Annotated in this window: 11 protein-coding genes; 9 read left to right on the top strand and 2 right to left on the bottom strand. The window is 62.6% G+C overall.

Features of this window, described 5'->3' with window-relative positions; all coding sequences use genetic code 11:
- Window positions 1-401: 401 nt before the first annotated feature.
- Window positions 402-587: a hypothetical protein gene (locus tag VL598_RS00080; RefSeq protein ID WP_325324663.1), complete on the top strand. Its 186-nt coding sequence runs from the start codon at window positions 402-404 to the stop codon at window positions 585-587.
- Window positions 588-659: 72 nt separating this feature from the next.
- Window positions 660-872 carry a DUF3185 family protein gene (locus VL598_RS00075; protein WP_325324662.1) on the top strand — a complete coding sequence of 71 codons (213 nt, stop codon included), beginning with the start codon at window positions 660-662 and terminating at the stop codon, window positions 870-872.
- Between the two features lie 25 nt (window positions 873-897).
- Here VL598_RS00075 and VL598_RS00070 read toward each other — a convergent pair whose 3' ends face one another.
- Window positions 898-1,659: a phytanoyl-CoA dioxygenase family protein gene (locus VL598_RS00070; RefSeq protein ID WP_325324661.1), complete on the bottom strand. Its 762-nt coding sequence runs from the start codon at window positions 1,657-1,659 to the stop codon at window positions 898-900.
- Between the two features lie 898 nt (window positions 1,660-2,557).
- On the opposite strand from VL598_RS00070, the gene VL598_RS00065 reads away from it, so the two are divergent.
- On the top strand, window positions 2,558-2,722 hold the full coding sequence (locus VL598_RS00065; protein ID WP_414718632.1) for a hypothetical protein: 165 nt from the start codon (window positions 2,558-2,560) through the stop codon (window positions 2,720-2,722).
- 165 nt (window positions 2,723-2,887) lie between these two features.
- On the opposite strand, the gene metK is transcribed toward VL598_RS00065, so the two are convergent.
- Window positions 2,888-4,075, bottom strand: a complete 1,188-nt coding sequence (gene metK / locus VL598_RS00060) for a methionine adenosyltransferase (RefSeq protein ID WP_325324659.1) — start codon at window positions 4,073-4,075, stop codon at window positions 2,888-2,890.
- A gap of 306 nt (window positions 4,076-4,381) precedes the next feature.
- Between metK and VL598_RS00055 the strand changes: the two genes are divergently transcribed.
- The 6 genes from VL598_RS00055 to VL598_RS00030 form a co-directional block, all read left to right on the top strand.
- Window positions 4,382-5,266 carry a lipid A biosynthesis lauroyl acyltransferase gene (locus VL598_RS00055; protein ID WP_325324658.1) on the top strand — a complete coding sequence of 295 codons (885 nt, stop codon included), beginning with the start codon at window positions 4,382-4,384 and terminating at the stop codon, window positions 5,264-5,266.
- Window positions 5,267-5,302: 36 nt separating this feature from the next.
- The gene (dapF, locus tag VL598_RS00050) at window positions 5,303-6,169 is read left to right on the top strand and encodes a diaminopimelate epimerase (protein WP_325324657.1); all 867 of its coding nucleotides are present in this window, start codon (window positions 5,303-5,305) and stop codon (window positions 6,167-6,169) included.
- A gap of 76 nt (window positions 6,170-6,245) precedes the next feature.
- Entirely contained in the window at window positions 6,246-7,004 is a 759-nt protein-coding gene (locus tag VL598_RS00045) for a DUF484 family protein (protein ID WP_325324656.1), read from the top strand.
- A gap of 73 nt (window positions 7,005-7,077) precedes the next feature.
- Window positions 7,078-8,022 (top strand): tyrosine recombinase XerC, encoded by a 945-nt coding sequence (gene xerC, locus VL598_RS00040; protein ID WP_325324655.1) that lies wholly within the window; start codon window positions 7,078-7,080, stop codon window positions 8,020-8,022.
- Window positions 8,023-8,087: 65 nt separating this feature from the next.
- Window positions 8,088-9,377: a class I SAM-dependent rRNA methyltransferase gene (locus VL598_RS00035; protein ID WP_325324654.1), complete on the top strand. Its 1,290-nt coding sequence runs from the start codon at window positions 8,088-8,090 to the stop codon at window positions 9,375-9,377.
- A 232-nt stretch (window positions 9,378-9,609) separates the two neighbouring features.
- A partial coding sequence (locus VL598_RS00030) for a GTP-binding protein (RefSeq protein ID WP_325324653.1) occupies window positions 9,610-10,652 on the top strand: 1,043 nt, incomplete at its 3' end.

The raw sequence follows: 10,652 nt of genomic DNA, 5'->3' as shown, positions 1-10,652 counted from the left end.
CCTCCTCGTGGTGGTCCTGCCAGGCTGCACCACGACGGACTCCGACTACGTCAAGCCGAGTTCCACCACAGCCACGGTTGCGCCTCTACAGCCAACCAGTCCGAGTGCCGACGAGGCGCCGCAACGGGATTGAGCGTGCGTGCGCCGCATCTTCACCGACACCCGAGCGAGGCGTCCGGCCATGCCCGTCGCGAGGAACGCCATCGTCACGGTCTATCAGAATTGTCTGAATTTGATCGTGATACTCCATCGTGCTCGTACGCGGGCGCCTAACGGTAATGAATCGACTCGACCAAAGCCCGGCCGGTACCAACTGGTCAAGCCGCCTCCTATACTGTTTAGAGCAGCAAAGTCGAGCGCCGAGTACGCACTTTGACTGCAAACGTTTTAGGAGGCATGGCATGGCGCATGCTTATACGATCAGCGATTTCGTCTTGATCATTCCGATGGCCATCGCCGGCGTGCTCTGTATGGGCTCGTGCCCGTGTTCGACGCAGCTCAAACACAACGTCCTGCGCTTAGTCGGTGCGATGCTTGGCGTCGTGTTCGCCGTGTTGCTTGTCGAAGGGCTGCCCGCTCTTATCTAGCGCGCTCGCGTCCTGCACGCCCTTGGCCGTCGGAGAACAGGGCTGTCGCTCTACGGCTCAAGGAAAATGCTCATGACCAAAGCGGTGTCGATTGCGTTGATCGCAGCGGGCGTGGTGCTGCTCTACTTTGGCGGACAGTCGCTTCACTCGTTCGCGAACGACATTTCACGCATGTTTACGGGCTCCCCCACGGACAAGACAATCTGGCTGCTCGCGGGCGGCGTTATTGCGACGATCGCGGGCCTGATCGGGCTTGTCTCGCCGGGGTCCCAGCGAAAGCGCTAGCGACTGCTGCGCGCGAGCACTGTACTCAAAGCACGATTTCGGGGAGCCCTGCCGAGCGCGTGCCCGGCAGCGGGACATTGGTTGCGCCGTGATACGTGAAGACGAGCGAAAACTTCACGTCGTCCGTGACGTTGCGGCCAGCAGCGTGCAGCGTATTGCAGTGGAAAAAGACAACGTCGCCTGCCTCCAGCTTGGGGCAGACCGCCGTCTCGATCAGCGCCTTGTTTTCCGGCAGGTCAGCACGAAAGAACTTGGCGGCATCGAACCGATCCGACGTGAACGTCATCGTGTGCGAGCCAGGCACGAACCAGAGCGCGCCATTTTCGACGCACTCCGGGCCGAGCGCCAGCCACGTCGAAACCAGATCGTCCCGCTCGAACGACCAATAGCGTGCGTCCCTGTGCCAGCCTGTGAGGCTGCCGTAAGCAGGGTGCTTCGTCATGACGCAATTGTGATGCGCGCGCGAAAGGTGCGGCTTCTCGCCAAAGTAGAGCTCCATCCATCCACGCACGTCCACCGCCGTGGCCCAATCGCGTATCAGCGAATGACGTGCGTAAGCGTCAAGCAGCCGGCGCACGGTATGGCCTCCTGGCGCGTGCTTAGACTCGGGCGCCCCTGGATAGCGCAAATCGGCCTCGAACTCGAGCGGCGCCTGCGCCTCATCGAGCTGCTGCACCGCCAGTGCCTTGATCGCAGCGCAGCGCTCCGGCGCAACCAAGCCTTTGACGACGACAAAGCCCTGCTCGCGCAGCGCTTGCACTTGTTGGTTCTTTGATTGCTCCGACATGAAACGATCCGTTGGCCTATGGCGACTGTTGTAGTGCCCCATTCTAAGGCGCGCACGCACGGGTGTGCCGAAAGACCGCAGGGTGTACACGTCCGTTTGCGGTGCAGCCCCAGAAACCGACTTCCCAGCGTGAGCATCCCCGTGTAGTCTTTCCTTACTATGTGGATTGCATCATCCCGGACTCCAGGCCGCGCTCCGGCCGAGCTGCCCGATCCGTTCGCCGGACTGCGCGTGCTGGCGCCCGGACCTTGCCATGGCACGTTTGCTGCATGAACTCAGCACTTCGTGCCGCAAGGCACCTTTTCCGACTTCCGACTATGCACAGACACCTAGCCCTTCGTCTGAAACAAGCAGCACTCAAGGCCGCGCGCCCCGAGCCGCGCCGCATCATCCGCGCATTGCGCCCTCATGCCACCGCCGCGCAAATGCGGGCCACTGGCTCCAACGCCTGCGCGAAGCCAGTGCCACAAGGCGGCATCCTGCGCGCTTGGCTGCGCACGTTACTGGCCGCGCTGTGGGCACGGCGCGGTGCGCGCCCCTTTTCGCTGCGCATGCTGCTGAGACATGGCGCACAGTCCCGGCCATTTGCGCAGCGTGACCATGCCGCGTATCGAGTGACGAACAGGCGTCCGAGGCGGCTGGCAGCCAGCGAGGGATGGTTCTCATTTGCGGCGAGATAGGTCGCCGAAGGATGCCTGGCCCGACGACGATTCGGCCACGAAAAGTGCTGGCTCGCTTTTGGCGTGTGATGCCTCCTGCCGCGCTGAAGGTGCGTCGCGCTTAGCTAGGCGCCATAAACGATGGATTAGAATGGGCGGTGTTGAGTGATGTGCTCGAAGCCGCCATGACCACGCCTGAGAACGAAAAAAGCCCACGCAAAGGCCCATCGAAACGTACGTTGAACGTCCTCACTGCGCTCGTGGGTTTGGCCACGCTAGCAGCCGGAGTCGGCTGGCTCGTCTACAACTGGCTTGTCCATCTCGAAGTGCCCTACTTCGCCATCCCGCTGGTGCTCTGCATGCCTGTCATCGTGGCCGTGGCGTTCCGCAACTGCTGGGATTGAGCGCAGCAATCGGCGTACCTGGTTGGCGCATCGATCACAAATAACGACAAGACAAACAAGAAACCCCGGACAGCGCTTGCGCGACTCCCCGGGGTTTGTCTTTTTGAATCGTGCAGTGCGCTGGCGGCTACGACAGAGCGTGCCGCTTCGCGCCCGCCGTAGCGTTTAAGCCACCGCCGCTACAGGCTCGGTGCCGGCCGCTTGCGCGAGTACAAGCGCCTTGTCGGTCGCTTCCCACGAAAACTCCGGCTCCTCGCGGCCGAAGTGACCATAGGCAGCCGTCTTTTCGTAGATGGGACGCAGCAAATCAAGCATCTGGATAATGCCCTTCGGACGCAGGTCGAAGTGCTCCCGCACGAGTTCCGTGATCTTCGCGTCAGAAACGCGGCCCGTACCGAACGTGTTCACCATCACCGAGGTGGGTTGCGCAACGCCGATCGCGTAGGAAACCTGGATCAGGCAACGCGACGCGAGCCCCGCTGCCACGATGTTCTTCGCGACATAGCGGCCAGCGTAGGCCGCCGAGCGGTCAACCTTCGACGGGTCCTTGCCCGAGAACGCGCCGCCGCCGTGCGGAGCTGCCCCGCCGTAGGTATCAACGATGATCTTGCGGCCCGTCAGACCGCAATCGCCCTGCGGGCCACCGATAACGAAGCGACCCGTCGGGTTGACGAGGAACTTGACGTCGCCCTTGATGAGATCGGCCGGCAGCGTCGGCTTGATGATCTCCTCGATCACGGCCTCGCGCAATGTCGGCAGCTCGATATCGGGTGCATGCTGCGTCGAGAGCACGATCGTATCGATCGAGTGCGGCTTGCCGTCCACATAGCGAACCGTCACTTGGGATTTCGCGTCGGGACGCAGCCATGGCAGGCGGCCGTCGCGGCGCAGGCTCGCCTGGCGCTCGACGAGGCGGTGCGACAGGTGGATCGGCAGCGGCATCAGTTCGGGCGTTTCGTCGCACGCATAGCCGAACATCAGCCCTTGGTCGCCAGCGCCTTGGTCGAGGTTGTCGTCATGTGCGCGATCGACGCCCTGGGCAATGTCAGGCGATTGCTTGTCGTAGGCGACGAGCACCGCGCAGCCGCGATAGTCGATACCGTAATCGGTGTTGTCGTAGCCGATGCGCTTGATGGTGTCACGCGCCACCTGGATGTAATCGACGTTGGCTGCCGTCGTGATTTCACCAGCCAATACGACGAGACCGGTGTTGCACAGCGTTTCAGCCGCGACGCGGGAATATTTGTCCTGCGTGAGGATGGCGTCGAGGATGGCGTCGGAGATTTGATCCGCGACTTTGTCGGGATGGCCTTCGGAAACCGATTCGGACGTGAAGAGATAGTCGTTTGCCACTTTGTAGACTCCAATGGTTACGAGGTTTGCGTATCACGTAGCCAGCTCAGGGAGCCTGAAGCGGCGACGCTTTAGCGGATTTCCACTACCGCGGCACGCGTTTTTCGCGCTCCGCAGCTTCGCCCCGCAAGTTGTCTATTAACTCGGCGAAGACCTTATTATAGCGGCTTCCTGAAAAACGTTACACGGAGCGCACGCCGTGATTCACCCTGTAAGCGGCCCGGTCTTTCTATTTTTGTCCCCTTTCACCTTGGGTCGCCCCGGCATCGATGTTTTTGTCAGTGCTGCTCCCGGGGGAGCCGGCGCATGCTGACGAAGATCGGCACGCACCTTGCCATCGGGCTGCTCAAGTTCCTGGCGCTCCTTCCTTACAGTTGGGTCGCCCGCGCAGGCGACAGCCTCGGCTGGTTGCTCTATCGAATTCCGAACCGCCGACGCGCGATTGTCCACACGAACTTGAAACTGTGTTTTCCCGAGTGGAGCGACGAAAAACGGGAGGATGTTGCGCAGCAGCATTTTCGCCACGCCATTCGAAGCTATCTCGAGCGCAGCTTTCAATGGTTCGCATCGAGCCGAAAACTCGAGAAGCTGATTCAAGTGGATAGCGCAATCGATCTGACTGACCCGAACCTGCCGCCTACGTTGTTTCTTGGGCTGCACTTCGTCGGCATCGAAGCCGGCTCGATTTTTTTGAACCATTCGCTCAGGCGCCAATGCGGCTCGCTCTATCAACCGATGTCGAACCCCGAGTTCGAGCGAATCGCTAAAGCAGCGCGCGGCCGTTTCGGTGCCGACATGGCAAGCCGCTCCGAAAGCGCGCGCGTCGTGCTGCGCTGGTTGCGTGAGCAAAAGCCGGTCATGCTGGGTGCGGACATGGACTACGGCCTGCGCAATTCGACCTTCGTGCCGTTTTTTGGTGTGCCGACCTGCACACTCACGGCCGTGGGCCGCCTCGCCAAAGTCGGCCATGCTCAAGTCGTGCCGTTTATCGGCGAGGTGCTGCCCAAGTACAAAGGGTACCGTCTCAAAGTCTTCGAGCCGTGGCAAGCCTACCCGAGCGGCGATGACGATGCCGACGCGCGTCGCATGAATGCGTTTCTCGAAGAGCAGATACCGCACATGCCGGAGCAGTACTACTGGGTACACAAGCGATTCAAGACGCGGCCGCCCGGGATGCCGAGCTTCTATTGAAGGAAGCGCATCGCACGTCACTTACAATACCGACCCATGAAGCTCAAGTTCACCAAGATGCACGGCGCCGGCAACGACTTCGTCGTGCTCGACGGCTACACCAGCACACTCGCATTGACGAGCGAGCAAGTGCGTGCGCTCGCGGATCGTCATTTCGGCATCGGCGCGGATCAGTTGCTGCTCGTCGAGCGGCCGGACGTGCCCGGCGCCGACTTCCGATATCGCATCTTTAACTGCGATGGCGGTGAGGTCGAGCATTGCGGCAATGGCGCACGCTGCTTCGTCAAGTTCGTGCGCGATAGAGGTCTCACTGACAAGCGCACGGTGCGCGTTCAGGTGCATGGCGGCCTTATCACGTTGACGATGCAAGACGATGGCGAAGTCGTCGTCGATATGGGACGCCCCGTCTTCGAACCGCAGCGCGTACCGTTCGATGCAAGCGGCACTGCGAGCCGCCCAGAGGGTGCCGATACGCTGTGGGCCGTCGAGGCAGCTGGCGCGACGCGTTGGGTGTCCGTTGTGTCGATGGGCAACCCGCACGCGGTGCAGGTTGTCGACGACGTCGAGCACTTTCCGGTGCTGGCCGTCGGCCCCGAGATCGAGCGGCACGCCCGTTTTCCGCAGCGCGTGAACGCCGGCTTCATGGAAATCGTCTCACGCTGCGAAATCCGGCTGCGTGTCTTCGAGCGCGGGGCCGGCGAGACACTCGCTTGCGGCACAGGAGCGTGCGCCGCCGTCGCAGCGGGCATCCGTCGCGGGCTGCTCGATTCACCCGTCGCTGTGCACACGCGCGGCGGCACATTGACGATCGCCTGGGACGGCGCACGCGACGAAACGGCCGCGCTGACGATGGCCGGCCCCGCGACGACGGTCTTTGAAGGCGAGATCGCGTTGCCGGATTGATCTGATCGACCTCATATCGAGCTTGACGCATGCCTGCCCACGTAGTTTTCGCCCGCCCCTCTTCTCGCGCCCAATCATGAACGAACGCGAAGTCGCCGACTATCTGCTCGCCAATCCGGAATTCTTTTCGCGCCACGCCGAACTGCTGGCCACCGTGCGGCTCGCCAATCCGCATGGCAAAGCCGCCATCTCGCTGCAAGAGCGCCAGATGGAGATGCTGCGCGAAAAGAATAAGCTGCTCGAGCGGCGCCTCGCGGAGTTGCTGCGTCACGGTCACGAGAACGACAGCATCGCGGAGAAGTTCAATCGCTGGACGTCACGCGTCATAGCCGAACGCGATACCCATGCGTTACCGCGCACCGTAACGCTTGGACTCACCGAAGTGTTCGACGTGCCGGGTGCGGCGCTGCGTGTGTGGGACGTGGCCGAGCCGTACGCGCAGGCTGAATTCGCACGCCACGTCGGGGAAGAGTTGCGCGTCTTCGCGAACAGCTTGAGCGCGCCCTATTGCGGCGCCAACACGGGCTTCGAGGCGGCACAGTGGCTCGCCCCCGCCACGAAGCAAGCGGGTGCCGCATCTGCCAACGAAGGCAGCGCAGCGTCAGCAGGCAACGCAACAGGCCCATACCAATCCATCGCACTCGTCGCCCTGCGTGACTTGCAAACCGACGGCAAAGACATCGCTGACACGACCCACCGCGGCGGCCCTGCCTTCGGCCTGCTCGTGATGGGTTCCCCCGATCCGCGGCGCTTTCATGACGGCATGGCCACCGACTTTCTCGTGCAGATCGGCACGCTCGCGAGTGCCGCGCTGAGCCGCATGCTTGTGCGATGATCGCGCGGCGCAAAGCACGCAACGATCACGCGACCATTACGCGAAAACCCGCGCATCACGCGCGCCCAACTTCTTGAGACTCTCCGTGCAGCAGCAGGCCGATACAGCGTTGATCGCGAGCTACCTCTCGAGCCTCCAGCACGGCCGGCGGCTCTCGGAGCACACGCTGCGCAGTTATACGCATGAGCTCGAGGCGCTGGCGACGCTCGCGAACGGTCGCCCCCTCGCAAGCCTGACGCCGGCCGACATCCGCGGTGCCGTCGCGCGCGCGCATGCGAGCGGCCTCGGTGCCCGTTCGATCGCGCATCGCCTCTCGGCTTGGCGCGCGTTCTACCGATGGCTTGCCGAGCGCATCGAGCTGCCGGCCAATCCCGTGGCGGCCGTGCGCGCACCGAAACAGCCGAAGCGGCTGCCGAAGGCGCTTTCCGTCGACGACGCGACCGCACTGATGGACGCCGATCGTGCCGCCGATGCCGAGGGCCTGCGCGACCAGGCGATTCTCGAGCTCTTCTATTCTTCGGGACTGCGCCTCGCCGAGCTCGTCGGGCTCGATACCGCCTACGCCGATGCCGACGGCTATCGCTCAGCAGGATGGCTCGATCTCGCGGCGGCCGAAGTGACCGTCCTCGGCAAGGGCAAGCGGCAGCGCACGGTGCCGGTCGGCAGAAAGGCAATCGTTGCGCTTTCGGCTTGGCTTTCGGTGCGTGGACAGTTCGTGAAGCTCGATCCCCACCCGCTTTTTCTTTCGGTGCGCGGCGCGCGCATGTCACCGAACGTCGTACGAGATCGGGTCAAGCGTGCGGCGCTCGCGGCCGGCATCCCCGCGAACGTTCATCCGCACGTGCTGCGGCACTCGTTCGCGACACACTTGCTGCAATCGAGCGGCGACCTTCGCGCGGTGCAGGAGCTGCTTGGCCACGCTAGCGTCTCGGCTACGCAGATTTACACGTCACTCGACTTTCAACACCTCGCGCGGGTTTACGACAGCGCCCACCCGCGCGCCAAAAAACGCGACTGACGTCGCAGCGCCGGCCACAGCCGACTCGCGCCCCAAGGCGCGCAATACATTGCTCTGACTGCTTTATGAATACCGTTACGCTGAGACCGTCGAAGGAAAAGTCGCTATTGCGCCGGCACCCGTGGGTATATGCGAACGCAATTGACCGCGTCGACGGCAAGCCTGCCGCAGGCGCGACGGTCATCGTGCGCTCCCATGACGGCCGTTTTCTCGCTCGTGCCGCTTACAGCCCGCATTCCCAGATCCGTCTGCGCGCCTGGAGCTTTGACGAATCCGAGCCGATCGACCATGCGTTCTTCAAGCGCCGCGTGCAGCGCGCCATTGCACACCGGCGTTCGTTCGTCGAAAACACCGGTGCGGTGCGACTGATTTTCGGCGAGGCCGACGGGCTGCCCGGCCTCATCGTCGACTATTACCTGGCGGATGCCCCACGGGGATTACCTCTGACTGACGAGGCAAGCAAAGCGCCGAGTGGCCCCGCCCCCGCAACCCGTCTGCCGGATGCGGGCGACGCGACCGCCGCCAGCGGGCAGATCGTCTGTCAGTTCATGGCAGCGGGCGTCGAAGCATGGAAAGAGGCGATCGTCGCTGCGCTCGTCAGCGCAACGGGCTGTCCGAACGTCTACGAGCGCTCTGACGTTTCGATCCGTGAAAAGGAAGGGCTGGAACAAACGACTGGCGTGCTCGCGGGCGCCGAGCCCGCAGAGACGCTGGTCGCGAGCGAGAACGGCGTGCGCTATCACGTCGATGTGAGAAACGGCCACAAGACGGGCTTTTACGTCGATCAGCGCGACAACCGTGCGCTCGTGCAGGCGTACGCCGCCGATCGCGACGTCCTGAACTGCTTTTGCTATACCGGCGGCTTTTCGCTGGCGGCGCTCAAAGGCGGTGCACGGCGCGTGGTGTCGATCGATTCGTCGGGCGAGGCGCTGGCGCTCGCGCGTGCGAACGTCGAGGCCAACGGGTTCGACCCGGCCCGCGCCGAGTGGCTCGACGCCGATGCATTTCGCACGCTGCGGCGCCTTGTCGAAGAAGGAGAGCGCTTCGACCTCGTCGTGCTCGATCCGCCGAAGTTTGCGCCGGCACGCGAGCATATCGACCGGGCCGCGCGAGCGTACAAGGACATCAATCTCTCGGGTTTCCGGCTACTACGCCCGGGCGGTCTCCTTTTCACCTATTCATGCTCGGGGGCGATCGATGCGGATCTGTTTCAGAAGATCGTCGCCGGTGCCGCAGCCGATGCGCGTGTCGACGCGCGGATTTTGAAGCGTCTCGGCGCGGGCATCGATCATCCGCTGCTCGCCGCTTTTCCTGAAGGGGAGTACTTGAAGGGTCTGCTCCTGCAGATCGTCTAGTTCAACGCGCAGGCGGTACTTTCACATGACGGCGGGACGCACACGACAAACGCCATGTCGGTTTAGCGTTCTCGTTTCGACCGTCAATGCCGAACGTGCCGCGACGGCCGGCATGTCATTTGAGCGCGCCCCCCACTTGACAGGTATGCTTGAATAATTTGCGAGCCGCCACCACATGGCGGCTACGGCCCTAATTCAACCCATTGATCAACAGTTATCGACAGGCGAACCCATGATTCCCGTCACCATTCTGACCGGCTTCCTCGGCAGCGGCAAAACCACGCTGCTCAAGCGCATTCTGAACGACAAGCACGGCATGAAGATCGCCGTGATCGAAAACGAGTTCGGCGAGGAGAACATCGACAACGAAATCCTCGTGCAGGAAGAGGGAGAGCAGATCGTGCAGATGAGCAACGGCTGCATCTGCTGCACGATCCGCGGCGACTTGGTTCGCGCACTGGGCGATTTGGCCGCGCGCAAGCGTTCGGGTGAACTGGCATTCGACCGCGTCGTGATCGAAACGACGGGCCTCGCGAATCCGGGCCCGGTCGCGCAGACGTTTTTCATGGACAGCGAGATCGCCGACGCATTCTTGCTCGACGCGGTCATCACGCTCGTCGACGCGAAGCACGGCAACGCGCAGCTCGACCAGCACGAGGTGGTACAGCGTCAGGTCGGCTTCGCCGATCGCCTGTTCATCACCAAGGCCGATCTCGTCGACGAAGCGACGGTCGGCGACTTGCGCAATCGCATCATGCATATGAATCCGAAGGCGCCGATCAAGATGGTGAACTTCGGTGAGGCCAGCATCAAGGAAATCTTCGATTTGCGCGGCTTCAACCTGAACACGAAGCTCGAAATCGACCCCGATTTTCTCGCCGAAAGCGATCATCACCATGCTCATGACCACGGCCATGGCCATGGCCACGATCATGACCATGCGCACTGCGATCACGACCACGGGCACTGCGCGCACGATCACCATCATGCTCACCATGACGACAGCATCAAGTCGTTCGTCTACCGCAACGACCGCCCGTTCGACGCGAACAAGCTCGAGGATTTCCTGGGTGGGGTGCTGCAGATCTACGGCGAGCGGCTGCTGCGCTACAAGGGCGTGCTGTACATGAAGGGCGTGGATCGCAAGGTGGTCTTCCAGGGCGTCCATCAAATGATGGGCAGCGACTTGGCCGCGAAATGGCTGCCCGCCGAGAAGAAAACGAACAAGATGGTTTTCATCGGCATTGAACTGCCGGAGGATCTCATCACCGACGG

This window comes from Trinickia sp. (assembly GCF_035492435.1).
Classification (GTDB): domain Bacteria; phylum Pseudomonadota; class Gammaproteobacteria; order Burkholderiales; family Burkholderiaceae; genus Trinickia.
This window is presented reverse-complemented; position numbering and strand designations above follow the sequence as displayed.